Source organism: Collimonas silvisoli (genome assembly GCF_018305005.1).
GTDB lineage: Bacteria > Pseudomonadota > Gammaproteobacteria > Burkholderiales > Burkholderiaceae_D > Collimonas > Collimonas silvisoli.
The window spans coordinates 1-23873 of sequence record NZ_JAGQEG010000002.1; the positions used below are offsets into that span (position 1 = coordinate 1).

The following is a 23873-nucleotide window of genomic DNA, read 5'->3' on the forward strand; positions in this document are numbered from 1 at the left end:
CACCCGCCATTTTTGGCGTGGCGGCAGCATCTTTGGCGTCCTTGTCGGACGGTCGTTTGATGCCGACATTGACAGTGAACGCGAAGACACGCTTGCTATCGCGGCCGGTAACGCCGATATTCGCGGAACGAATTTCAATCAGATCGGGACGTTCCAGCCAAGCCGAGTTATTCCCCAAATTACGCAGCAACTCGGATACCCGCTCATTCGACTGCGCATAACCGTTCAATGCCACCCGCTGCCCTTCCTGCTTGAGTGAATTCAGGTAGACACCCTCCGGCACCTGCTTGACCAGTTCATCCATCAGATACACCGGCTGATTGCGGTCGCTTTGCAAATCCTCAACGGCTTGCTGGCGCGCCTTCAATGCCTCGATTTCCTGCTTGAGCGTGGCGACTTCCTTGATTTCGCCGTCAAGACGGGTGTTTTCCGCCGTGATAAAACGATTGCGCTCGGCCTGGTTAGCAATACTGTTCGCGAAAAATGCGCCGACCAGCAGCACCACGACCAGGCCGATAATTGCAGACAGCACCAACATGGCGAAATAGGCATTCTTGCGCTGCTTACGCTTGGCTTCGCGATGCGGCAGTAAATTAATTTTGATCATCAGCCAAACCTCCGCATGGCCAGCCCGCAAGCAACCAGATAAGACGGCGCATCTATGCGCAATTGTTTTTCCCGCACGTTCGGCCCCAGTTGCATGCCGGTAAACGGACTGACCACCGAGGTGGAAATCTTGGCCCGTCCAGCCACTACTTCAACCAGGCCGGGGATGGTGGCGCAACCGCCAGCCAGGAATAACTGGTCGAGGCGGGTATAGGGAGTCGAGGTAAAGAAAAACTGGATCGCTCGCGTGACTTCCAGTGCGGCGCTCTCCAGGAAGGGAGTGAGGACCTCTTGCTGGTAGCCTTCAGGCAAATCAGTGCCACGTTTTTTGGCGTCTGCCTCCTCATACGAGAGGCCGTAGGCACGCACAATATCCTGGGTCAGCTGGTTGCCGCCAAACGGCTGCTCCCGCTCATAAATCAGCTGGCCATCCAGTAACGCCGATACATGCGTGGTTTGAGTGCCGATCTGGAACAGACCGACAATCTGCCCCTGCCCGGCTTTCGGCAATTGTTCGATGATGCGATTGATCGCCGCGCGCGCCGCGTAGGATTCGATGTCCATCACGGTCGGCTTGAGACCGGCCGCCTCTGCCACCGCCACACGGTCTTCCACCTTTTCCTTGCGTGTCGCCGCCAGCAGCACTTCAACATCCTCCGGCGAATGCTGCGCGGGCCCGATAACGTCAAAATCAAGGCTGACCTCATCCAGCGCAAACGGAATATATTGGCTGGCTTCGGATTCGACCTGCATCTCCAGCTCTTCTTCCAGCATGCCGCTGGCCAGAATGATCTTTTTGGTAATCACCGACGCCGGCGGCATGCCCAGAGCCACCAGCTTGGCGCTCGAGCCGCTTTTTTTCCACAGCCGCCGGACTGCCTCCGTGACTTGCTCGATATTTTCGATATTGCCATCCACTACCGCGCCGCGCGGCAACGGTTCCGAGGCATAGCGGTCCAGACGCAATTGATCCTTGCCCGTCTCCGACAGCTCAACCAGCCTGACGCCAGACGTACTAATATCAATCCCCACCAGAGGCGGGTTCTTCTTACCGATCAGCGATCCAAGATCTAATGCCAAGAGCATTTCTCCCGAGTATGTATTATGTGGGGAACATTCTGCCTGCAAGGCGGTCGCATATGCGGTATACCGTCTCGAAGTTAGGAAAAACCTGTAAAACAGGGCTTACAGCAATGTTAAATTTTATAAGGTGAAATCGTAGCAATAAGAGTGCGGTACTGTAAAGAAATTTTCCACACAGCAATTGTTCAAGTGCTACCAACTTCAGCTCCACAGCCACTCCATTCATGCTAATTTTGATTTTTGCGACGATTTCTGTCTGGATTTCGCAACGCAGTTTGCTGCTCATCAAGAACGCATGATGCAGAGCAAGTTTTGAGCCAAGCCCTGTGCCGCTATAATGCGGGGCATCCATCTTTCATAAAACGCATCGAATGACGCCCCCAGACACAGCCAGCGACACCCAGCCCTCTCTTCCTTCGCGCCGTCGCATGCCGCTGTTGCTGCGGCTGGCGCTTGGCTTTTTTGGCATTGTTATCGGCCTGACAGTTATCGGCTGCCTGACTTTTTTCCTGATGCTGGCGATGGCTTACCCGAATTTGCCGGAACTGGATTCGCTGACCGACTACAAACCCACAATTCCGTTGCGCATTTTTTCGGCCGACGGCGTGCTGATCGGCGAGTTTGGCGAAGAACGGCGCAGCCTGGTGCACATCAGCGAGATTCCCGACGTGATGAAGAAAGCTGTGCTGGCAATTGAAGACGATCGTTTTTACCAGCATGGCGGAGTCGACTACCAAGGCATCCTGCGCGCCAGTTTTTCCAACCTGACCGGCGGCGGCGGCGGCGCCAGCACGATTACGCAGCAGGTCGCCCGCAATTTTTTCCTGACCAGCAACGAGCCGACCTTCTTCCAGAAAGCCTCGCGCAAATTTCTGTATGAGATTCCCTTGGCATGGAAAATCGAACGCAACCTGAGCAAGGACCAGATTCTTGAGGTTTACATGAACCAGATTTATCTGGGCCAGCGTGCCTACGGCTTTGCCTCGGCGGCGCAAATCTATTTTGGCAAGCGGCTGCAGGACATTACCACCGCAGAAGCCGCGATGCTGGCCGGTTTGCCGAAAGCGCCGTCGGCCAACAATCCGGTGGTCAATCCGAAGCGTGCAACGGTACGCCAGCAATATATTTTGCTGCGCATGCTGCAACTCGGCTACATCAACGAAGCGCAGTACGAACAAGCCAAGAACGAAACCCTGCACATCAAGACCGGCGCCAGCGAATTTGGCATCCATGCCGAATTCGTCTCTGAAATGGCGCGCCAGCTGGTGTATGAGCAGTTCAAGGAAAACACTTACACGCGCGGCCTCAATGTCTTCACCACCATTACCAAGGCGGACCAGGATGCGGCGTATATAGCGCTGCGCCGCGGCGTCATGGATTACGAGAAGCGGCGCGGCTATCGCGGCCCCGAAGGTTTTATGGAGATCCCTGACGGCACCAAGGAAGAGGCTGAAGATGCGATCGAAGTAGAACTGGCCGACCATCCCGACAGCGATGAAATCGTCGCGGCGGTGGTGCTGGAGGCAAGCCCGAAACTGGTTCGCGCCGTACTATCGTCGGGCCAGGAGATCAGCGTCAGCGGCGCCGGCCTGAGCATCGCCACCAATCTGCTGAGCGACAAAGCGCCGCCGCAGCGCAAGGTCAAACGCGGCGCCATCATCCGCGTCATGCTGGATGGAAAAAACTGGAGCATCACGCAAATGCCTGCGGTGGAATCGGCTTTTGTCGCGGCCGACACCCAGGACGGAGCGATCCGCGCCCTGATCGGCGGCTTTGATTTCAATCGCAATAAATTCAATCATGTGACCCAGGCGTGGCGCCAGCCGGGTTCGTCGTTCAAGCCCTTCATTTATTCCGCCTCGCTGGAAAAAGGCTTGTCGCCGGCCACGATCATCAACGATGCGCCGCTTACTTACGGCGGCGGCCAGACCGGCGGCCAGATCTGGCAACCCAAGAACTACGGCAATAAATACGAAGGGCCGATGAGCATGCGCCGTGCGCTCACCAAGTCGAAGAACGTGGTCTCGGTACGTATCCTGGACAAGATCGGTGCCAAATACGGGCAGGAATATGTGACGCGTTTTGGCTTCGATGCTGACAAAAATCCGCCATACCTGACGTTGGCCCTGGGCGCCGGCGCAGTGACGCCGCTGCAAATGGTCGGCGGTTACGCGGTATTTGCCAACGGCGGTTATAAAATCAGCCCTTACATCATCAGTAAAATCACCGACGCCGACGGCAACGTGTTGTCGCAAGTGCATCCGGAAACCGCCGGCGACGAAACCAATCGCATCATCGATCCGCGCAATGCCTACTTAATGGATAGCATGATGCGCGACGTGGTGCGCTACGGCACCGCAGTCAAGGCGCTGTCGCTCAACCGCACGGATCTGGCCGGCAAGACCGGCACCACCAACGATTCGCTGGACGCCTGGTTTGCCGGCTACCAGCCGTCGCTGGTAGCCGTCGGCTGGATGGGCTACGACCAGCCGCGCAGCCTGGGCGACAAGGAAACCGGCGGCGGCCTGGCGTTGCCGATCTGGATCAGCTTCATGCAACAGGCGTTGAAAGGCGTGCCGATGGAAGACCGCACGGTGCCGGACGGCCTGGTTCATTCCGGCGGTGAATATTATTACGCGGAATATCCGCCGGGAATCGCAACACAAAGCCTTGGCGGTGGCAGCACGGCGCCGACGGAAGAAGAAAAAGCCCGGGATGAGGTGAAGAACGAATTGTTCTGATCGAACCGAGCAAGCAGTTGGTCAAACAAAAAGGCTTCCCTGATAGATACAGGGAAGCCTTTTTTAATTCGAATACAGATCCAGCAAGCGCCGGGTGTAGATCTCGATATTCTCCGGCAAGCTCACATCCAGCGTACGCAGCAAGGTCTGCGCATTGCGCCGGTAATCCTCCAACTGCGCATCATGCGTGGCAAACGCCTGTAACACCGCCTGGCCGCCGGCATAGGAATCGAACTCCGGATAGTAATACCCGTAACCCTTGATAAATTCCGAGTTGTGGATCAAGGGATAAGCGCCGTACAAGGCCTCGTAGTACAGATAGTTCTGGCCGTTTTCCCAGTGATGCGAAATGATGCAATCGCCATAATTGGCCATGAACTCGTACACCGCAAAGCGCCCTTCAAAAGACGCCAGGCCGTGATTCACGACATCAAGCGAACGCGCGAATTGCGAAAACTTCAAATGCTCTTTCAGATGCAAGGTATTGCACACGCGCAGATGTTGCAGGAATGCCGGTTGCGCGCGATATGCTTCTTCGCAAGCCAGCATCGGCAGCAGTGAGGTTTTCACCATGCAGACATTGGGTTCGAAACTGCATACCCGCCAGCGCGGTTTGCCCGGCTCATAACCATAGCTGAGATGGCTGGGCAAGGTGGCGATGCCTTTTGCAAAAAACAGCGGCGTCCACAAATGCGGCACGATATGCACCGGCGCCCGTGCAGTGAGGCCAAAGTAATCTTTGCAGCTGCGCAGGTACTCCGGCAGGGTCCACACCGCGTCGTAAGGCTTGTCGCTGCATAAACCGCCGTGCGGTTTGTTGAACATGGCGCGCTCGATGTCGATCACATAATCGTTGCCGACCCGCATCCAGGCATAACGCCCGCCGCGCTCGCGGAATCTCCTGACCCAATCTTCGTTCAGCTGGGCGCTCATTTCAATCACCACATCCAGGGTTTCCATGGCCTGATCCAGGCCGATCATATCGATCCCCAGATCGCCCAGCATCATGGCGTCATTGACCTGGTTGGTCTGGCCGTCCAGCACCAGCACGGCACGCTCGACCGCCGGCGACTGGTTGAACAATTGCACCAGGAATGCGCAATTCTGGAAGATGCCGTTTTCCCAGATAGATTGCGGCCCCGGCCGCACATACAGGGTTACGCCGACGCGCAATTTACGTTGTGGCAAAGGGTGGCTCATACCTGCCCCCCCACGGTGTGTTGAAGTCTTTTCACGAATGCATCCACATTGTCAGGGTGTGCCGGATCTAGCCTGCGCAAGTACGCGGCGCCCGCCTTTTTATAGTCGTCCCAGAATTCCGGCTCCTGGCGCCAGGCGTCGAGCAAGGCGTGGCCGCCGGCGCTGGCCTCAAAATCAGGATAATAAATACCGACGCCGCCAGCCTTCAGATATTCCGAATTGTGGATCAGCGGATAACCGCCGTAGAGCGCGTCGTAGTACAGATAATTCAAACCGCATTCCCACTGATGCGAAACCACCGCATCCATCTTTTGCTGCGCCATGCATTCGACAAACGCTACCCGCGGTTCATAAGTGGCCTTGTGATGTTGCGTCAGATCGAGATTGATGGCGAAACGATTGAAGGTTGGATGCTCTTTCATCTGCACCGTATTCATCACCATCATCGTGCTCACCGAGCGCTGATCTAGGCGATATGCCTGCTCGCATACCAGCATCGGAATAAAGCAGCTTTTGACGACAGATATATTCGGTTCGAAAATCGCCGTGCGCCAGCCCGGCCGATCGGCGCCGCTGCTGGCTTGATAGCCGAAATGGTGACCGTCTTTTTCAACCCGCTCGACCTGCCCTTGGATAAACAGCGGCGACCAGATGTGCGGCACCGCAAACACCGGCACCCGCGACACGGTGCGCAACAACGGTCCGCTGCTTTTCATGTGATGCGGCAGCGTCCATATTTCATGCCACGGCGTGCCATTGAAAATCTGGCCGCTAGGGCCGTCGAACATCGGCGCTTCGGCGTTGTCGGCATAAGTGTGGCCGACAAAGAAGGTAATGATCTTGACGCCCAAAGCGCGTACATGACGCAACCATTCCAGCGGCAATTGCGCTCCCATTTCGATCACTATATCAAGCTCGAAAGTGACGTCGTCAGGTTTCACCAGAGGCACATCAAGATCGTCCAGTCCCATTGCTTCGGGCATATGATCAAGGTCGCCGCCGTTCAATAGAAATACGCGGCCGACTTGCGGGCTGTGCCGCAACAGCATTACCAGAAATGCCAGATTCTGATTGAGGCCGTTGGACCAAAGCTGCGCGCCGTGCACTGCAAAGACGGAGATACCTACATTGATTTTTTTCATGGGTTAGGAGAGATTAAAAACCATTCGATCATACAATCGGCTGTTGCAGCAAAGCAGTCAATAACCGCTCATACTCAGCCGTGACTTGCGCACAGCCAGGCAGGTAACGGCTCAGCACTTGCCGCTGGCGCGTCAGATAATCCTGCCAGCTGCCGTCGTGCGTAGTCAGCACTTCAAGCAATCTGCGGCAACCGTCTTGCACATTATTTCCCTCGTAGTAGTAACCAAGATCGCTGCACATATAGGCGTTATGCACCAACGGATAACCCTGCCAGCAAACGTCGAAATAAAAATAGTTCAACGCATTCTCTATCTGGTGGGAAATCACTACATCAGTCATCTGGCTCAGGAACTGCGGCGTGTCGAAACGCCCCAGGAACACCGCCTTGTGCTGACGCACGATATCTAGCTGGTTCATCACCGCAATGAATTCCTTGCTCTCGCGCGCCAGCCGCTCGGCGTTGGTCACCTGCAGAATCTCGATGTCTTGCGGCCGCTGCCGATAGGCTTCTTCTGCAATGAACGCCGGGTACATGCAGAATTTCACAATGTCGTTATTCGGCTCCATCACCGTCAGCCGCTTGGGGCCAGGGCGCGGGCGATATTCACCGTGATGCTCGAAACCCTGGCTGCGCTGATCGACGAAGATCGGATCCCATACAAACGGCACCACCTGCGCCGGCCGGCGACGTAAAGTCTCGAAATAGGACTGGCTGTTGGTAGCAACCTGGGGCACCATCCAGATCGCATCGTAGCGCTGGTTGACGAACAGATCGTAACCCCACAGCGGCCGATTGAATAATACCGATTGCATCACATGCACATACTCAAACCCGCAGCAGTAGGATATCAAACGACATCCTTGCGTCTTCAGGTAAGCGGTCTGGTCTGCATTGATCTGACCGCCAAGTTCGATCAGCACATCCAGGTTGTCCTTGGCTTGCTCGAAGGTCACCGTCGGCCAACGTGTCTGATCCCATGGCAGTGCCGCGGTGATGGCGATTGCGGTGGTATTCACCAGATGCATCGAACCCACGCTCGGACATTGTTTTAACGTCTCGGCCAGGTACACGGCGTTTTGCTTGATGCCGTTATTCCATAGCGATTCGTTTTCCTGATGCAAACCGATGGTGATGCCGATACGCAAAGCGCCGATTGAAGAAGTCATGTCTTGGATTCAAATCTAAAGTAAGGGGGATACACGGTGTATTTCATTTGCGCTTCATTTGCGCGCCGGCGCCGCCATTTTTGTCTGCTCGGTCCAGTTGTACTGCACATAGCGCCGGATGATCAGGCAACCCGGCGGTGAATCCACCAGCGAGACCGAGCCGCCCGGCTCGGCAGGCGATACATATACCGTGAAGGTCGGCAGCAAAGGCGTAGCGCTATATCCTTTCAATTCGGTATCGGCAATGCTCTTGCATGAATACGGTGCGATGGAGATACGCTCGGCGGCAACCGAACACGCGCCGCCATCCTGAGGCACAGCGGTAATGGATACCGCCGCCGAGGCGCCGGCATATTCGATCCCTGTGAGCGAAAAGAACGGTCCGCGATCAGGATGGGCGCGATCCCAATCCACCAGCACATCGTGGGCGCCGGTGCCATTGATGGCCAGCGCCGACAAACGCGTAATAGCCGGCTGGCACTGCTTGACGCCGACGCCGCGCGCCGCTTCTGCCAGCAGGTTTTTCGGTGCTGCCGCAGCCGCCTTGGCGCCGGGTAAATCGGCACGCATCTGGCCATGCGCGGCTGGCGTCAGCCAGAATAAAAGAATCACGCAAAGCAATCCCGGCAGCCATGGTTGCCGGTATGCGCTTGATGCTAGTAAGCCCTTTGAGTCGCTTGGTTCGGTTGTTGCATAAATATGTGGTGCATGCTTCATCAGCTAAATCCGTTTTTAGTAAGTAGTGTGCCGAATCCCGCATCCGAGGTAACAGGTAGCGCAGCCTCCGGTTCCACAGCAGGCTTGGCGTCAGGGACTGCCGGCTCCAGAACAGGCAATTCAGGTGGCAGTGTGGTTGCCGGTTTCGGAGCCGGCAACTCCGGTGCTGGCGTTGCAGCTGCTGGGGCGGGCATCGCGGCGGCGGCTTGCTCGCGCTGCGTCAACGCTACCACGGCCTTTTCACATTCTTCTTCGCTATCGCACGGAATCACGAAGGTTTTGCCCTCCCACCAGCCGCGCAGCACATAAACGCCGTTCTCGGCCTTCCTGCCTTTGCCTTCGTTCAGCATCTCTTGATATTGCGGATGGGCAGGGGGAAACGTCATGATCCCATAGCCCAGCTGGCGGCCGCGATGCCACTCGCCGCTATAGGTCGAGCCGTCGGCAAAGCTGGCCTTGCCCTCGCCTTCCGGCAGGGAGTCGATAAACATGCCGTCAAAGCGATTGCCCGGTTCCTCGACGCCGGTGGTGTGGCCGCGTATTTTTCCCTGCTCCATGTTGCCGGTCAGTTCTGCTACCTGCTTGTTGTTGCTCAACCAGCGCACCGTTCCCGGGCCTTGCGCCAGATCCTTGTCGCAGCGCCCGCTCCAACGCACTGTAATGTCATTGGCAATCGGTTCCGGGCTCCAGATCTTACAGCCGTTGCTGGTATCCGCTGCCCAGTGCCTGGGCGCTTCGGTGGCGCCACCGCTCGTCGGATTGTTCAGGGTAGCCGCGCCGACAACAGCGGGAGTGTTGACGGCCGCTGCCGGTTCGATTGCGGATAGGAATACGCTTGTCAGGAAAAGGCTCTGTATCAAACTCAGACTCAGACTCAACCTCAAACGAAGTCGATAGCCGATTGCCTCGCCGTTAGCCGAGCCGTCACGCCAATCACTTGTGTCTTCCGAACCCCTGATTATTATGTTCATTGGTGGCTATCGATAGTTGAGAAGCGTTGAACAACTCTCCTTGATACCGTTCTTGCGAACATTGAAAACAAGCCCATGATCCAGCCGATATGCAGTCGGTAAGCAAGCGTATCAAAACAATTTACAACGTTACAGGTACGCCACCCTGGGCGCTGACCATCGCCGCCAATGCCGTAAAAAACTCTGAACCGTCACGCGTATTGAGCCAGATACCGCCCTTTTGTTTGTAGTGGAAACCGCCGGATTTGGCGGCAATCCACAATTCCTGCATCGGCGCCTGGCTGTTGACGATAATCTTGCTGCCGTTGTCGATAAACTCGATTTCCAGCACATTGCCGCTACGCTTGCACTCTACGTCCAGATCGGTGCTCTCCGCTGCCTGCTCCAACGCCGCCTCGATCTTGCCCAGCGCAGCTTCCGCTGCGGCCAGGAATTCTGATTCCGTCATGCTACACTCCAATCCGTTTCGTTAAACTGTGATTCTAATCCGTGAAGCCCATTTTTGATTTGTCGCGTATTGCCATGATCCCGGTCACGCTCAGCCTGGCGGCATGCGGCCAAAAAGGCCCGCTGTTCATGCCGGCCAAGCTACCGCCGCCTATCGTCAGAACCGCGCCGGCGCCGGCCAAGCCAAATGTTGCTCCGGCGACACCTGATGGCGCCGCTGCTCCGGCACAGCCGGCAACCGTAGACATTCCAACAACACCCGCTACCAAATAAGCTGCCCCTATGTCGTATTTTTCATACAAGAATGGCGTCCTGCACGCTGAAAACGTCGCGTTAACCGCTATTTCGCAACAATTCGGCAGCCCTACTTACGTCTATTCCAAAGCCGCATTGGTCGCCAATTTTTCAGCTTACGCCAATGCCTGCAAACAACACAGCCCTGAGCCGGATGGCACGCTGATCTGTTATTCGGTCAAATCCAACTCCAATCTGGCGGTGCTGCAATTGCTGAACCAGCTTGGCTCCGGTTTCGATATCGTCTCGGGTGGCGAATTATTACGTGTAATCGCCGCCGGCGGCGATCCCGCCAAAGTAATTTTTTCCGGCGTCGGCAAATCGCGCGAGGAAATGCGCCTGGCCTTGTCGCACGACATTCTTTGCTTCAACGTTGAATCGATTCCGGAACTGCATCGCCTGAATGACGTTGCCGGCAGCATGGGCAAACGCGCGGCCATCTCGTTGCGCGTCAATCCCAACGTCGACGCCAAGACCCATCCTTACATCTCGACCGGCCTCAAGGAAAACAAATTCGGCGTGGCTTATGACGAAGCGCTGTCTTGCTACCGTACCGCTGCCGCGCTGCCGCATATCGATGTAGCCGGGATCGATTGCCATATCGGTTCGCAGCTGCTGGATGACGCGCCCATGCTGGAAGCATTGGACAAGCTGATTGAGCTGGTCGACCAGCTGGCCAGCGAAGGCATCGAGTTGCACCACCTGGATATCGGCGGCGGCATCGGCATTACTTATGACGATGAGCAGCCGGTCGCGATTGGCGACTACCTGGGCCGCTTGTTTGCCCGCATCAATGCCTGGCGCCAGGAAAAATATCAGGGCGTACCGATCAAGGTGATGTTTGAACCCGGCCGTTCGATTGTCGGCAATGCCGGCGTTCTGTTGACCGAGATTCAGTATCTGAAGCATTCGGAAGCCAAGAATTTTGCGGTGGTCGATGCCGCCATGAATGACTTGATGCGGCCGGCATTGTATGAAGCCTGGCATGAGGTGAAGACCGTCAACCAGCGCAGCACAGCCGCGCAAACCTATGACGTGGTCGGCCCGGTATGCGAATCAGGCGACTGGCTGGCGCGTTCCCGTTCGCTGGCGGTCGAAGCCGGCGATTTGCTGGCGCTGATGTCGGCCGGCGCTTACGGCATGACGATGTCTTCCAATTACAACACGCGCGGCCGCGCGGCCGAAGTGATGGTGGACGGTGCGCAGGTGCATCTGATCCGGCAGCGCGAGAATCCGGCTGATCTCTTCGCTCTGGAATCGCTCATATCGCCTTGAGCTAAAGATGAACAGGAAGACCATGCGACGGCTCTTGCCCACTGCCGTATTTTCCTGTTTACTGATCCAGGCGGCGCATGCCAACCATCCACTGGTGACCGATGATACGAGCACTCAGGACAAAGGCAACCATCAGCTTGAACTGAACACCGACTGGCTGCGCCAGAACGACGTGCACACGCATGTCGCCAACTTTACCTACAGCTACGGTTTGCTGAAAAATCTCGATATCTATGTCAATCCGCCGGCAACGCTGTCGCAGCCGTCGGGCATCAACGATATTGCATTGGGGGTGAAGTGGCGGCTGCTGGAACACAATGACTTTAGCCTCGGCGTGAAACCTGAGATAACGTTTCCGAGCGGAGATCCCAACCGCGGCCTGGGACATGGCACCGCCAGCATGTCGCTGACACTGATCAGCAGCTATCAAAGCGGCGACTGGGCTTTCAGCGGCAACCTGGCCGCGTATTACAACCGGTATCGCCTGGCTAGCGATCAGCAAGCCAACCGCACCGTGCAGTGGCGTTTATCGGCCTATGCCTTGTACGAGCTTAATCCCAAGTGGAGCCTGGTCCTGGACGGCGGCATCCTGAATAATACCGAACGCGCCAGTGATACCAGCGGCGACATGCACTCGAGCAGCAATCCCGGCTACATCCTGACCGGCACCGTCTATTCGCCGACGCCGAATCTCGACCTCGACCTGGGGCTGAAATTCGGTATCGGCTGCGGCCCTTGCGCGGCCCAGACCCATCGTCAGGTTGGGGTCGGAGTTACCTGGCGCTTCTGAACGGCAGCACGCGATTTGGCAGCGCCATCGCCGCGATTGCACCAGGCAAACCAGACTCGCACCAGCAATAGCGCAGCGACGATCGCTCCAAACAGAATCGGCTTTTCAAAATTATGCTTGCCGGCGCGCATCCACCAGAAATGCAAGATTCCCAGCATCGCAATCAGATACAAGCTGCGATGCAGCCATTGCCAGCGCTTGCCGCCCAGGCGGCGGATCATGCCGTTGGTGCTGGTCAGCGCCAACGGCAACAGCAAGACGAAAGCGATGAAGCCGACTGTGATGAAAGGGCGTTTGACGACATCCTTGAGCATCTCGCTTATATCGAAGAAATGATCGAACCAGAGGAATGTCGTGAAATGCAGGCTGGCGTAAAAGAAGGCGAACAAACCCAGCATGCGCCGCAATTTGATGAGCCAGTTCCAGTTGCTGACGCGCCGCAACGGCGTTACCGCCAAAGTAATGCAGAGAAAATAAAGAGTCCAGTCGCCGCTACTGCGCGTGATGAATTCGATAGGGTTGGCACCCAGGCGATCGGTAAATCCGAACAGCAGCAGCCGTGCAGCCGGCACCAATGCCAGTACAAACAGAATGATTTTAAGGAACTTGAATTGCTTGGGCGTTGGATTAAACATGCCGGGCGCTCCAGATTCTAGAAATACTTTTTCAAGTCCATGCCTGCATACAACGAGGCAACCTCGTTGTAGCCGTTGAACATCAAGGTCTTGCGCTTCTTGGTGAAGAAGCCGTCTTCGCCGATGCGGCGCTCGGTCGCTTGCGACCAGCGCGGATGATCGACATCCGGATTCACATTGGAATAAAAACCGTACTCGCGTGCTGCTGCGATATTCCATGCCGTTTGCGGCTGATCTTTGAGGAAACGAATTTTGACAATCGACTTGGCGGACTTAAACCCATATTTCCAAGGCAGCACCATGCGCACCGGTGCTCCGCTTTGATTCGGCAACACCTGGCCATACATGCCCACGCTCAGCAGGGCCAGCGGATGCATGGCTTCATCCATGCGCAAGCCTTCGACATACGGCCATTCCAGCACCGGAGCACGCAAACCCGGCATCTGGCGGTTATCGGCCAGGGTCGTGAATTCAAGGTACTTGGCGCTGCCGGTCGGTTCCACTTTCTTGATCAGCGCAGACAAGGAATAGCCGATCCACGGAATCACCATTGACCAGCCCTCGACACAACGCAGGCGGTAGATACGCTCTTCCAGAGGCGCCAGCTTCAGCAAGCTGTCGATATCCAGGGTCATCGGTTTCTTGACTTCGCCTTCAATCGCTACCGTCCAGGGCCGCGTTTTGAGGCTGCCGGCATTTTCGGCAGGATAGGATTTCTCGGTGCCGAACTCGTAGAAATTGTTGTAGGTGGTGGCGTCTTTGTAGGGGGTGGCCTTGTCCATCACGACATAGGCCGGATTGGCCTTGGCGGCCAGTTTCTGGGCGCCGCTGGCCTGGGCCCAGGCATCACTCGTCGACAGCTCCAGCAAGCCACCCGCGCCTGCCGCCCCCACGGCAATTTGCCGCATAAAGCTGCGGCGCGATTCAAATACTTCGCGTGGCGTAATTTCAGAGGGAAACGGCAGATCGATTCCGTTGGGGCGACGATAGAGCGGCATGTGCATCTCCGGTTAGGTTGATCAAGCTTAGTCAAGCGAGTTGACGATTCCTTACAGGAGCGAAAACAAAATCGGCCGAATTGACTTATCCGGCGGCGATATTGATATGTTCGTGCAATTCCGCCAAACGGGAAATCACGGTGGCCTGCTTCGGCAGTTTCGTTTCGACTTGCTCTGGCTGCAATGCGAACACCTGCATGCCGGCCGCCACGCCTGCTTGCACCCCAGGCAGGCTATCTTCAACCACCGCGCAGCGGCAAGGTTCGAAGCCCATTTGCGCGGCGGCGTGCAAAAACAGATCCGGCGCCGGCTTCCAGGAGCCGATCTCGTAGGCGCTAAAGATGCGGCCTTCGAAATACGGCAGCAAGCCGGTCACGCCGAGTGACAATTCGATCTGCTTTAAAGGCCCGTTGGAGGCCATGCAAAACGGCACTTTGAGCGATTTAACCAGTTCAAGAGCGCCTTCGATCGGTTGCAAACACTGATGCAAGGCCAGTGCAATCCGCTCGCGCAGCACTTTGGTGAAATCTGCCGGCAAGGGCTTGCCGCGCATTTGTTCGAGCTCGATCACGCAATCCGCCATCCTGCCGCCTTTGAAGCGGGCCAGAGCGACCTCGGCCGACAGCTGCGTGCCTAACTCGGCCAGATAGGCCACCAGCACATCGGTGGCGACGGTTTCGCTGTCAACCAGCGTGCCATCGCAATCAAAAATAACCAAATCTACAGGCGAAGTTTCCGGTTTTGCCATCGGATCACAGCTCCCCATACGAGTGCAGGCCGGAAAGGAACATGTTCACGCCAAGGAAGGCAAAAGTCGTCACCAGCAAACCGATCAGCGCCCACCATGCCGCAACCTGGCCGCGCAAACCTTTCATCAGACGCATGTGCAGCCACGCTGCGTAATTGAGCCAGACGATCAGCGCCCAGGTTTCCTTCGGATCCCACGACCAGTAGCCGCCCCAGGCTTCGGCAGCCCACAGCGCGCCGAGAATGGTGGCGATGGTGAAGAAGGTGAAGCCAACCGCAATTGCCTTGTACATCACATCGTCCAGCACTTCCAGCGTCGGCAGGCGATCAACCAGGTGGCCATGCGATTTCAACAGATACGCCAGCGCCACCATCGCCGACAGGGCAAACGTGCCGTAACCGATGAAATTGGCCGGCACATGGATCTTCATCCACCAGCTTTGCAGCGCCGGCACCAGCGGCTGGATCTCTGCGGCGTCGCGCGACACCATGTACCACAGCAGGAAGCCGACGGCGGCGGAAATCACCAGCAACACGAAAGCGCCGAGCTGACGGGTACGGTAGTGATGTTCGTAGTACAGGTAAAACAGGGCGGTAATCAGGCTGAACAGAATAAACACTTCATACAGATTGGAAATCGGGATATGACCGATATCGGCGCCGATCAGGTAGGACTCATACCAGCGCACCAGCATGCCGGTGAAACCCATCACCACCGCAGCCCAGCACAGCTTGGAACCTATCGATGCGCCAAAATCGGAGCGCGTGATCAAGCCGCCCCAGAAGAACATGGTCGACAGAAAAAACAGCGTGCTCATCCACAGAATCGCTGACTGGCTGGAGAGCATGTATTTCAGGAAAAACTTCTGGTTGGCCATGTCCAGCACGCCGCCATACATGGCGATGGCCGACAACGACAGCACCGCCAGCAAAGCCATCAGCCAGCGCACCGATTTCCAGTGCCAGCCGAGCCAGGAAAATGTCGGAGCGGCCAGCAGCAGCACGCCTTTTTCGTAGTAGTCCATATGGCTACCGTAGCGATTCAGGGCGAACAGTGAAGCTGCCACCAGCGCGACGGCAAACAGCCAATCGATCACGGACAGGCGCTTGATAAAGCTGCCGGGCGGGGTATACGTTTGTGTCAGGTCCATCATTTTCTCCATATCGTTCCGCTACTGCGCCGAAGGCGCAACGGAACGCTTATCTTGCCTGCCTTGCCCCGCACCTCTGCGGGGCCAACAGCCTATGCTTCCGACTGCTTTAATTGTGTTTTCAACACTTCGAATTCTTTTTCAAAATCCAGCGTCTTGCGCTGCGAACTCATCGCCATCAATGCATACGACTGCCCTGCCGCATTCTGGTCCGGACGAATCCACACCCACAACCTGCGTTCACGCACATACAGCATCGAGAACACGCCCAGCACCAACAGCAGGCAGCCCAGATACACCACTTTTTTGCCTGGCGAGCGGGTGACCTGGAACACCGATGCCTTGATCTCGTCAAAACCGGTCATTTGCAGATATACAGGCGCATTATAGAAGCTTGCGTCAGACAGCGCATTGGTGCTCAATTGCAAGAAGCGGGCGCGCTTGTCGTCCGCCTGCAGTTCTTTCAATCCATCTTTTTCACGTGCAACTTGCCATAGATCCCACATGCTGCCGTTGAGGATCTTCATGAAAATGTCTGCCGCCTTTTCCTGCTCCTGCGGCGGCACTTGTTCCAGGAATTTGGAAATAGCCATGTATCCAGCCCCACCTGCTTGCTTGCCGTCGCCGGCGAACAAGGACAAGCCGCGTGAGGCCGATTGCTCCAGCTGGACACGCAGTGTCTCAATGCCCTCACGGCTTTCAGGAATCGCACGCTGCGCATAACGATGTGCCGCTGCCGCGCGCAATTCCGGATTCATCAGTGCGGCCCGCATGCGCATCCACTCTTGCACCGAGTCATTGTCATCGGCGGGAATGCGCAAATAGCGGAACGGCTCGTCCGGCGCGTCGCGCACCCCAGCCAGGAATACATAGGCGTCATCGACCTTGATCGATTGCATGTAATTGCTGAATTCGCGTGCCTGGCCGGTCTTGTCGCGCAATTTGTATTGCACGCTAGGGCCGACATTTTTCAAATCCTTCTTGCTGGCGCTTTTCGCCGCATTGCCAAGGTGGCTGCTCAAATCATCGCTCAAACGCTGGTTGATGCTCTTGGATTTGGTCACGGCACGCAAATCGTCGCCCGACTGAGCCATATTTTCCACGTTAAACGGGCGGAAACCAGACCATTCAATCGTATAGTCGGTATTACCGTTACCGGCTAACGCCGGGTTGGCCAAGGGCGTCGCACCGTTGACTTCGCCAGTCACCGGGAAGCTGGTTTCGCCGGCGCCGGCCATCGGATAGGCGGTCAGCTTGAGCTTGCTGCCGCCATCCTCAAAACTCGATTGATAGACCGCGATGCCCTTGTAGATCAGGGGCTGGTTGACTTTGATGGTGGCCGGGAAAGTATGGCCGTCAGCATTGTCTCTGATCACGACCTCGCTGGCGAACAGCTTGGGCATGCCAGTGCTATAGAAATCGATAATGAATTTTTTCAGCTGGATCGTGAACGGCAAATCCTGAATCATCACGCCGTCTTTTTGCGGAATGATGGCGGTGCTGCTGGCCGAACCTTCCGGAATCAGGGTGTTGCCGCGGAAGGTAGGATTACCCAGCCCCAAGCGATGCTCCTGCGGGATTTCGGCGATGATGCCGTTGCCGTTGAACGGCGTTTTGCCATACAGCCATTGCTGCGCGCGTATCGGCAAGTCCGAGTCCAGCAAGCCGCCGATGCAGATGATCACGATTGCGCTGTGGGCAAAGATATAACCCCATTTATTGGCGGCGCCTTGCTTGGCGCTGATCAGGGTCGCATTGTCTTTCGCCACCAGCTTGGTCTTGTAGCCCTTGGCGGCTATCCGCGCTACCAGTTGCTGAGTCAGCACGGCGGGCGCCGTAGCCGAAGTCCACTCCGCCTTATGATGAAAATTGCGCAGCGATTGCTCGCGCACATGTTCGCGCCAGCTGCGCACGTCTTTCAGCATCTTCGGCGCGTTACGCGCGATGCACAAGGAGGTCGAGATCACCAGGAAGGTCATGATGAGCAGAAACCACCAGGAAGAATACACCGCGTACAAACCCAGCTTGCTGAAAACTTCAAACCAGAACGGGCCGAATTGATTGACGTAGTTCGGCATCGGCTCGTTTTGCTTGAGCACCGTGCCGATCACCGAGGCGATAGCGATAATCGTCAGCAAGCTGATGGCAAACCGCATGGACGACACCAATTCAACCGCGTCGGCCAGCCAGCGCCGGCTGGTCTTCAGCTGTATTCCTGCCGTAGTAATCTCGTTATCCTTGATTTCGTGCTTACTTGTGCTCATAGACAATTTATCTTTTTCAAAAGAAAAAGGGGTGGCCTAGGCCACCCCTGAATTCGCGAATTATTATTATTGTTATCTCAATCCAGCGATGTAATCGGCGACAGCCTTGATTTCATCATCCGACATGTCCCGCGCAATTGTCGCCATCTGCGGACTATTCTTGCGAATGCGGTCGCGGAAATTATTCAACTCGGTCACGGTGTAATCCTGATGCTGGCCGCCAATGCGCGGGAACAGGGCCGGAATGCCGGCGCCGTTCGGGCTATGGCAACCGGCGCAGGCCGGAATGTTCTTTTCGGCGATGCCGCCGCGATAGATTTTTTTACCCAGCTCCAGCGTGTCCTTGTTCTTGGCGGCGCCCGGCTTGACCGCTTGCGCTTCCAGATAGGCGGCGATGTTTTTCATTTCATCGTCGGTCAACACCTTGGCCAGCGGCGACATGATTGGATTATTCCGGTCGGCGCCTTGGAAATTCGTCAATTGCTTGTGGATATATGCGGCGTGCTGGCCGCCCAGTTTCGGGTTGACGCTGATGGTCGAAGCGCCGGCCGTGCCGTGGCAGGAAACACAGGCGGTAATGTTGCGCGCCGCGTCGCCGTTGGTATACAGTGCTTCGCCCTTGGCTGGATCCGCTTTGGCAGGCCCGGCTTTTGGCGCATCCGCTGCATGGGCAACGGAGGAAAGCGCAAGCACTGCAACGAAGAAAGATGTCACTACTGGAAAAAACGCACGGTTCATTCAAACACCCTGAGACTTGATTTTAGAATTCGGTGGCGACGAAGCTGACCGGCACAGCCACAGCAATTGATGGCCTGGCTCCCAAAGGCTATCGATAGCGTATAAGGCAAAGCTAAGCGGAACAGCAGTACATAACCCCTTATTGTACAATAGCTTTCCGGCATTTTTGCCTCCCCTTACCGCATTTTCTGCTCACCCATGTCCCTACTCTGGCAAGCCCGCTTCTTTACTACGGTCAATCATCTTCGAGACTTGCCAACTTTGCAAGTCCCCGAGATAGCGTTCGCCGGTCGTTCCAACGCCGGCAAATCGACCGCCATCAATCTTTTGTGCAATCAGAAGAAGCTGGCTTTTGCGTCTAAAACACCCGGCCGCACCCAGCATATCAATTATTTTTCCATAGGCGGCGCCCACGTTGCGCAGCATCGCAAGGATGAAACCAAGATCGACGAAATCCGGGCCTTGCTGGTCGACCTGCCCGGCTACGGCTATGCGGAAGTGTCCGGTTCGGCTAAATTGCACTGGCAGCAATTGCTCGGCGATTACGTACGCCGCCGCCAGCAGCTGGCGGCGCTGGTGCTGATTGTCGACTCGCGCCGCCCGTTCACCGAACTGGATGTGCAAATGGTGGAATGGTTTGCGCCTACCGGCAAGCCGATTCATTGCATCTTGAGCAAATCCGACAAGCTCAACCGCAACGATGCTACCAATGCGCTGCGCCAGGCCCGTACATTTTTGGCAAGTTATGTCGATGAAAATAACCAGACGTTGCCGTTCACCGCGCAATTATTTTCAGCGTTGAATCGTAGCGGGCTGGAAGAAGCCAACGACCGCATCCTGGAATTGGCCGGCCTGACAACTGCGGCCGATGACGAGACTGATGCGGAATCTGCGGCAAAGCCGGACAGCGAAGAATAAGCAAGACGTAAAAAAGCCCTGGAGAAAGGGGAATATCTCCAGGGCAGAATGCCTTATCACTAAAAGCGATACGGCCCCGCTCAGGGAGGGAAGCGGGAGGCGAATGATGCACCTATTGCTAGGAGAAGGACTGGCCAGAAAAAGTTCACGACTTTTTTTATTTTCAGCGAAAATATTAGCGAAGCACTACGCTAACTCACTGCCCACCCACCCGATATCTCGGAAACCGACATGCCACATTCTCAGAAAACTGCCCAATTCCCAGCCATCCGCATGCGCCGTATGCGCAAAGATGCATTTTCGCGTGCAATGATGCGGGAAAACACCATCACTGCCGCCGATCTGATTTATCCGGTATTTATTCTGGATGGCAAAAATCAGCGCGAGAAAATCAAGTCAATGCCAGGGGTTGAACGCCTGTCCATTGATTTGCTGTTGAATGTGGCGGAAGAATGTGTGGCTTTGGGAATCCCGGTCATCGCTTTATTTCCCGTCATCAATCCGTCGCTGAAAACCCCGGACGGCATCGAAGCCACCAATCCGGATGGATTGATCCCGCGTGCGGTACGCGAGCTGAAACAGCGTTTTCCCGAACTCGGCATCCTGACCGATGTTGCCCTGGATCCCTACACCAGCCACGGCCAGGATGGCGTGCTGAGCCCGGACGGTTACGTACTGAATGACGAAACCTGCACCATCCTGGTCAAGCAGGCGCTGGTTCAGGCCGACGCCGGAGTGGATATCGTGGCGCCGTCCGACATGATGGATGGCCGTATCGGCGCGATTCGCAATGCACTGGAAGCGCATCATCACATTCACACCCGGATCATGGCTTATTCCGCCAAGTATGCCTCGGCATTTTACGGCCCCTTCCGCGATGCCGTCGGCTCTTCCGCAACGCTTGGCAAGAGCAATAAGAACACCTACCAGATGGACCCCGCCAACAGCAACGAGGCTTTGCATGAAGTCGCGCTGGATCTGGCCGAGGGCGCCGACATGGTGATGGTCAAACCCGGCATGCCTTATCTAGATATCGTGCGCCGCGTGAAAGATGAATTCAAAGTGCCGACCTTTGCCTATCAGGTCAGCGGTGAATACGCGATGATCATGGCCGCCGCGCAAAATGGCTGGCTCGAACACGACAAGACCATGATGGAAGCCATGATGGCGTTCAAGCGTGCCGGAGCAGACGGCGTGCTGACTTATTTTGCGCTGGATATCGCTCGTCACTTAAAAAAAGGCTAGGCAAGCCCAAGTCATACGCGCCGATGACCGCAAATAGGAAAGGTGTTGCAGGCAGTACCTTTCCCATTACTTGACCACAGAAGTACCGATTTTTTGCGCCATGCTAGGCGCAAAAAGCAACGCTTATGAGGTTTTCATCATTTGCGAAACACGCCACTAGACCCTATTCTCTAATCCAAGCACTCCCTCCTGTTCCGCCCAGGCTTTCAGTTACCATGCAAAGCTACAACATCGATCGCCGCCAGGCGACAGGAGACAAATATGCAAGAGAAGGTGATCACCCTGGCGACGCCAGTTTTCTTTTTATTGATATTCATCGAGCTGATCGTCGGCCTGCTGCGACGACGCAATACCTATCGCCTCAACGACGCGATCAATAGCATCAGCCTGGGCGTCCTGAGCCAGGTCTCGGGCGTCTTCTTGCAAGTGCTGCGGATCGGCATCTACGCTTGGCTCGTGAATCACATCGGGCTGTATAAGCTGGCTGCCGACAGCATCTGGGTATGGCTGTCCGGCCTGCTGCTCTACGATTTTTGCTATTACTGGCTGCATCGCTGCGGCCATGAGGTCAATATCTTGTGGGCAGCCCACGTGGTGCACCATCAAAGCGAAGACTACAATCTGTCCACCGCTTTGCGGCAGACCAGCAGCGGCCCGATTCTGGGCTGGATTTTTTATGTGCCGATGGCGGTGCTTGGTTATCCGGTGGAAGTATTCGCCGCGCTGGCGCTGATCGATCTGCTCTATCAATTCTGGGTGCACACCCAGCAGATCGGTAAATTGGGGTGGCTGGACCGGGTGTTCGTCACGCCGTCGAATCATCGCGTGCATCACGGCGTCAACGATATCTATCTGGATAAGAATTACGGCGGCATCCTGATTCTGTGGGACCGCCTGTTCGGCAGCTTCATCGAAGAGCGCGACCAGGACCCGGTAGTCTATGGCACCCGCAGTCCCTTGCGCAGCTGGAATCCGATCTGGGCTAATTTCGAAGTGTATAAAGTGCTCTGGCTGGATGCCTGGCACGCGCGGCGCTTCGGTGACAAATTGCGGGTCTGGCTTGCCGCGCCGGGCTGGCGTCCCGCCGATGTTGCTGCAAAATGGCCGAGCGCGCCTTTCGATATCGCCCGGCCGCTGTATCATCCGCAACTAAGCCGCGCCGCTCAGGTCTATTGCTTGCTGCAATTCGCCATCGTGTTGCTGATCACCACCCATTTCCTGGCGGCCCAGGTCAGCATGCCTTGGCTGGAGGGTCTGGCTTACGCCGGCTGGCTGGTCGCCGCACTGTGGATTATCGGCGGCCTGATGGAGATGCGGCCGCACTATATCGCGCTGGAAGCATTACGGCTGGCGGCAACCAGCGCCGGCGTGGTGATCGGCAAAATCTGGTTTGGCGCGGTATTCTTATCACCGCTGATGCAGGGCGCCGTCATCATCGTATCACTGGTCTCGATGATAGGCCTCTGGTTTATATTTAAACGCTTATCGACAATGCATGGACATCTTTCTCATCAGTGACAATCAGGTTAGCGAAAGCAAGGAAATCCCAGACACCGTACCGGTCAAAGGTTTCCTGTGGATCGACGCCACCCACGAAGAAGTAAGCGCCGATCCGGAAGCCTGGCGCAACGCCATTGCCCGCGCTACCGGCGTCCAGATCTACGATCCGCACATGACGGATACGCAGAATCCGAATCATCCCTCGTATTTCGATTCGACTCAGGATTACGGCATGGTGGTATTTCGCAAGCTGATGCTGAACGGCGCGAGCGGCGGTAATGGAAACGGCAATTCTCATCCAACTGAAAACGGCACACCAGATACCGCCGACAAAAGTGCGGCGCCACCAATAGCTGCCCCCGAAAGCGAAGGCAGCAAGCGCCGGATCCCCGCCGCGTTGAGCAAGCTGGCGACGCAACCGGTGACTTTCCTGATCATGGACCATGCGCTGGTCACGGTCCACGAACGCTACAGCCGCACCATCGAGGCCGCGCGCACGCGCCTGCTCGATCTTTGCAACAAACCGGAAAAAACGCCGCACTCGACGCGTCCGCCAACATCGCCGGAAGATCTGTTGCTGCGCCTGATCAACGCCATGGTCGATCAATATCTGGATCTGCGCCAGCCGCTGACGACGCAGCTGGATCGCTGGCAGCATACGCTGCTCGATCCGCGCCGGCCGTTCAAGGATTGGATGGCGCTGCTGGATGCGCGGATTGAATTGCGCAAACTGGAAAACCTGTGCGAAGAACAGCATGATGCGATACAAGAATTGCGCGATTACTTCGTCGATATCGACGACGGCGTCGAACTCAGCCGCGCCAAGGATCTGCTGCTGGTGCGCATCCATGACGTGATGGAACATATCACGCGCGTGTTGAATCACGCGCGCCGGCTGGAGTCATCGATCGAATCAGCGGTGCAAATCCATTTTTCCGCAGTCGCTCACCGCACCAATGAAATCATGCGCACGCTCACCGTCATCACTGCGCTGTTCATGCCGCTGACGCTGATTACCGGGATTTTCGGCATGAACTTTATCGAGATGCCGCTGCTAAAGAACAATGCCGGATTCTGGATCGCGATGGGCAGCATGGTGGCGATCGTGATCGGCATGCTGGTATTTTTCCAACGGCGCCGTTACCTGGAAAGCCAGGCATTGGATCGACGCTGAGCATCACCTGTTTGCAATAAACAAAAGCCCCGTCATAAAAAAAACGAGGCTTTTTATTCAGAGCTGCCG

At 56.2% G+C, this 23873-nt stretch carries 23 protein-coding genes; 8 read left to right on the forward strand and 15 right to left on the reverse strand.

Translation table 11 applies throughout. The features are described from left to right. From KHU33_RS00500 to KHU33_RS00510, 3 genes are all read right to left on the reverse strand, one after another. The coding region (locus KHU33_RS00500) for a PilN domain-containing protein (protein ID WP_211460576.1) at window positions 1-607 on the reverse strand (607 nt) is incomplete at its 3' end. After that, window positions 607-1686 (reverse strand): pilus assembly protein PilM, encoded by a 1080-nt coding sequence (locus tag KHU33_RS00505; RefSeq protein WP_230413972.1) that lies wholly within the window; start codon window positions 1684-1686, stop codon window positions 607-609. The genes KHU33_RS00500 and KHU33_RS00505, both read right to left, overlap by 1 nt. Window positions 1687-1708: 22 nt before the next feature. Beyond that, on the reverse strand, window positions 1709-2041 hold the full coding sequence (locus KHU33_RS00510; RefSeq protein ID WP_211460578.1) for a hypothetical protein: 333 nt from the start codon (window positions 2039-2041) through the stop codon (window positions 1709-1711). A 76-nt stretch (window positions 2042-2117) separates the two neighbouring features. On the opposite strand from KHU33_RS00510, the gene KHU33_RS00515 reads away from it, so the two are divergent. Continuing rightward, a complete protein-coding gene (locus tag KHU33_RS00515; RefSeq protein WP_211460648.1) occupies window positions 2118-4430 on the forward strand; it encodes a penicillin-binding protein 1A in 2313 nt (770 codons plus the stop codon). 63 nt (window positions 4431-4493) lie between these two features. On the opposite strand, the gene KHU33_RS00520 is transcribed toward KHU33_RS00515, so the two are convergent. The 6 genes from KHU33_RS00520 to cyaY all read right to left on the reverse strand — a co-directional run bounded on the left by KHU33_RS00520 (window position 4494) and on the right by cyaY (window position 10076). Beyond that, window positions 4494-5630: a DUF2827 domain-containing protein gene (locus KHU33_RS00520; protein ID WP_211460579.1), complete on the reverse strand. Its 1137-nt coding sequence runs from the start codon at window positions 5628-5630 to the stop codon at window positions 4494-4496. Then, a complete protein-coding gene (locus KHU33_RS00525; protein ID WP_211460580.1) occupies window positions 5627-6772 on the reverse strand; it encodes a DUF2827 domain-containing protein in 1146 nt (381 codons plus the stop codon). Before KHU33_RS00525 ends, KHU33_RS00520 begins: the two co-directional genes overlap by 4 nt. Before the next feature lie 28 nt (window positions 6773-6800). Further along, window positions 6801-7940 (reverse strand): DUF2827 domain-containing protein, encoded by a 1140-nt coding sequence (locus KHU33_RS00530; RefSeq protein ID WP_211460581.1) that lies wholly within the window; start codon window positions 7938-7940, stop codon window positions 6801-6803. A 54-nt stretch (window positions 7941-7994) separates the two neighbouring features. Next, window positions 7995-8552: a hypothetical protein gene (locus tag KHU33_RS00535; protein WP_329956002.1), complete on the reverse strand. Its 558-nt coding sequence runs from the start codon at window positions 8550-8552 to the stop codon at window positions 7995-7997. Between the two features lie 104 nt (window positions 8553-8656). Then, on the reverse strand, window positions 8657-9517 hold the full coding sequence (locus KHU33_RS00540) for an MORN repeat-containing protein (RefSeq protein WP_211460583.1): 861 nt from the start codon (window positions 9515-9517) through the stop codon (window positions 8657-8659). A gap of 232 nt (window positions 9518-9749) precedes the next feature. After that, complete coding sequence (gene cyaY / locus KHU33_RS00545; RefSeq protein ID WP_211460584.1) at window positions 9750-10076, reverse strand: iron donor protein CyaY; 327 nt, start codon at window positions 10074-10076, stop codon at window positions 9750-9752. Window positions 10077-10117: 41 nt separating this feature from the next. Between cyaY and lptM the strand changes: the two genes are divergently transcribed. Genes lptM through KHU33_RS00560 form a run of 3 tightly spaced genes read left to right on the forward strand, consistent with a single transcriptional unit; the run spans window position 10118 to window position 12434 of the window. Further along, window positions 10118-10348, forward strand: coding sequence for an LPS translocon maturation chaperone LptM (gene lptM / locus KHU33_RS00550; protein WP_329956003.1), 231 nt, complete (start codon window positions 10118-10120; stop codon window positions 10346-10348). Window positions 10349-10357: 9 nt separating this feature from the next. Then, on the forward strand, window positions 10358-11644 hold the full coding sequence (gene lysA / locus KHU33_RS00555; protein WP_211460585.1) for a diaminopimelate decarboxylase: 1287 nt from the start codon (window positions 10358-10360) through the stop codon (window positions 11642-11644). 22 nt (window positions 11645-11666) lie between these two features. After that, the gene (locus KHU33_RS00560) at window positions 11667-12434 is read left to right on the forward strand and encodes a transporter (RefSeq protein WP_211460586.1); all 768 of its coding nucleotides are present in this window, start codon (window positions 11667-11669) and stop codon (window positions 12432-12434) included. Here KHU33_RS00560 and KHU33_RS00565 read toward each other — a convergent pair. From KHU33_RS00565 to KHU33_RS00590, 6 genes are all read right to left on the reverse strand, one after another. Next, the gene (locus KHU33_RS00565) at window positions 12401-13069 is read right to left on the reverse strand and encodes a protein-methionine-sulfoxide reductase heme-binding subunit MsrQ (protein WP_211460587.1); all 669 of its coding nucleotides are present in this window, start codon (window positions 13067-13069) and stop codon (window positions 12401-12403) included. The two genes, KHU33_RS00560 and KHU33_RS00565, sit on opposite strands and share 34 nt — an antisense overlap. A gap of 17 nt (window positions 13070-13086) precedes the next feature. Beyond that, window positions 13087-14067 carry a protein-methionine-sulfoxide reductase catalytic subunit MsrP gene (msrP, locus tag KHU33_RS00570; RefSeq protein WP_211460588.1) on the reverse strand — a complete coding sequence of 327 codons (981 nt, stop codon included), beginning with the start codon at window positions 14065-14067 and terminating at the stop codon, window positions 13087-13089. A gap of 85 nt (window positions 14068-14152) precedes the next feature. After that, window positions 14153-14815, reverse strand: a complete 663-nt coding sequence (locus tag KHU33_RS00575) for an HAD family hydrolase (protein ID WP_211460589.1) — start codon at window positions 14813-14815, stop codon at window positions 14153-14155. 4 nt (window positions 14816-14819) lie between these two features. Further along, window positions 14820-15965, reverse strand: coding sequence for a c-type cytochrome biogenesis protein CcsB (gene ccsB / locus KHU33_RS00580; RefSeq protein ID WP_211460650.1), 1146 nt, complete (start codon window positions 15963-15965; stop codon window positions 14820-14822). 92 nt (window positions 15966-16057) lie between these two features. After that, on the reverse strand, window positions 16058-18229 hold the full coding sequence (locus KHU33_RS00585) for a cytochrome c biogenesis protein ResB (protein ID WP_211460590.1): 2172 nt from the start codon (window positions 18227-18229) through the stop codon (window positions 16058-16060). A 72-nt stretch (window positions 18230-18301) separates the two neighbouring features. After that, complete coding sequence (locus KHU33_RS00590; protein WP_211460591.1) at window positions 18302-18967, reverse strand: c-type cytochrome; 666 nt, start codon at window positions 18965-18967, stop codon at window positions 18302-18304. Between the two features lie 198 nt (window positions 18968-19165). Between KHU33_RS00590 and yihA the strand changes: the two genes are divergently transcribed. The 4 genes from yihA to KHU33_RS00610 all read left to right on the forward strand — a co-directional run bounded on the left by yihA (window position 19166) and on the right by KHU33_RS00610 (window position 23804). Further along, complete coding sequence (yihA, locus tag KHU33_RS00595) at window positions 19166-19885, forward strand: ribosome biogenesis GTP-binding protein YihA/YsxC (protein ID WP_211460592.1); 720 nt, start codon at window positions 19166-19168, stop codon at window positions 19883-19885. A 231-nt stretch (window positions 19886-20116) separates the two neighbouring features. Then, the gene (hemB, locus tag KHU33_RS00600; RefSeq protein WP_211460593.1) at window positions 20117-21130 is read left to right on the forward strand and encodes a porphobilinogen synthase; all 1014 of its coding nucleotides are present in this window, start codon (window positions 20117-20119) and stop codon (window positions 21128-21130) included. Between the two features lie 261 nt (window positions 21131-21391). Continuing rightward, window positions 21392-22648 carry a sterol desaturase family protein gene (locus KHU33_RS00605; protein WP_211460594.1) on the forward strand — a complete coding sequence of 419 codons (1257 nt, stop codon included), beginning with the start codon at window positions 21392-21394 and terminating at the stop codon, window positions 22646-22648. Beyond that, window positions 22626-23804: a magnesium transporter CorA family protein gene (locus KHU33_RS00610; RefSeq protein WP_211460595.1), complete on the forward strand. Its 1179-nt coding sequence runs from the start codon at window positions 22626-22628 to the stop codon at window positions 23802-23804. The genes KHU33_RS00605 and KHU33_RS00610 overlap by 23 nt, the downstream gene beginning before the upstream one ends. The last annotated feature ends 69 nt before the right edge of the window (window positions 23805-23873 follow it).

Excerpts from the sequence above, each read along its gene's own strand:
- KHU33_RS00575 (WP_211460589.1), bottom strand. The coding sequence starts at position 14,815 with ATGGCAAAACCGGAAACTTCGCCTGTAGATTTGGTTATTTTTGATTGC.
- KHU33_RS00530 (WP_211460581.1), bottom strand. The coding sequence starts at position 7,940 with ATGACTTCTTCAATCGGCGCTTTGCGTATCGGCATCACCATCGGTTTG.
- KHU33_RS00565 (WP_211460587.1), bottom strand. The coding sequence starts at position 13,069 with ATGTTTAATCCAACGCCCAAGCAATTCAAGTTCCTTAAAATCATTCTG.
- cyaY (WP_211460584.1), bottom strand. The coding sequence starts at position 10,076 with ATGACGGAATCAGAATTCCTGGCCGCAGCGGAAGCTGCGCTGGGCAAG.
- KHU33_RS00560 (WP_211460586.1), top strand. The coding sequence starts at position 11,667 with ATGCGACGGCTCTTGCCCACTGCCGTATTTTCCTGTTTACTGATCCAG.
- KHU33_RS00590 (WP_211460591.1), bottom strand. The coding sequence starts at position 18,967 with ATGAACCGTGCGTTTTTTCCAGTAGTGACATCTTTCTTCGTTGCAGTG.
- yihA (WP_211460592.1), top strand. The coding sequence starts at position 19,166 with ATGTCCCTACTCTGGCAAGCCCGCTTCTTTACTACGGTCAATCATCTT.
- KHU33_RS00610 (WP_211460595.1), top strand. The coding sequence starts at position 22,626 with ATGGACATCTTTCTCATCAGTGACAATCAGGTTAGCGAAAGCAAGGAA.
- lysA (WP_211460585.1), top strand. The coding sequence starts at position 10,358 with ATGTCGTATTTTTCATACAAGAATGGCGTCCTGCACGCTGAAAACGTC.
- msrP (WP_211460588.1), bottom strand. The coding sequence starts at position 14,067 with ATGCCGCTCTATCGTCGCCCCAACGGAATCGATCTGCCGTTTCCCTCT.
- KHU33_RS00585 (WP_211460590.1), bottom strand. The coding sequence starts at position 18,229 with ATGAGCACAAGTAAGCACGAAATCAAGGATAACGAGATTACTACGGCA.
- KHU33_RS00605 (WP_211460594.1), top strand. The coding sequence starts at position 21,392 with ATGCAAGAGAAGGTGATCACCCTGGCGACGCCAGTTTTCTTTTTATTG.
- KHU33_RS00520 (WP_211460579.1), bottom strand. The coding sequence starts at position 5,630 with ATGAGCCACCCTTTGCCACAACGTAAATTGCGCGTCGGCGTAACCCTG.
- hemB (WP_211460593.1), top strand. The coding sequence starts at position 20,117 with ATGCCACATTCTCAGAAAACTGCCCAATTCCCAGCCATCCGCATGCGC.
- KHU33_RS00515 (WP_211460648.1), top strand. The coding sequence starts at position 2,118 with ATGCCGCTGTTGCTGCGGCTGGCGCTTGGCTTTTTTGGCATTGTTATC.
- ccsB (WP_211460650.1), bottom strand. The coding sequence starts at position 15,965 with ATGGACCTGACACAAACGTATACCCCGCCCGGCAGCTTTATCAAGCGC.
- KHU33_RS00510 (WP_211460578.1), bottom strand. The coding sequence starts at position 2,041 with ATGGATGCCCCGCATTATAGCGGCACAGGGCTTGGCTCAAAACTTGCT.
- KHU33_RS00525 (WP_211460580.1), bottom strand. The coding sequence starts at position 6,772 with ATGAAAAAAATCAATGTAGGTATCTCCGTCTTTGCAGTGCACGGCGCG.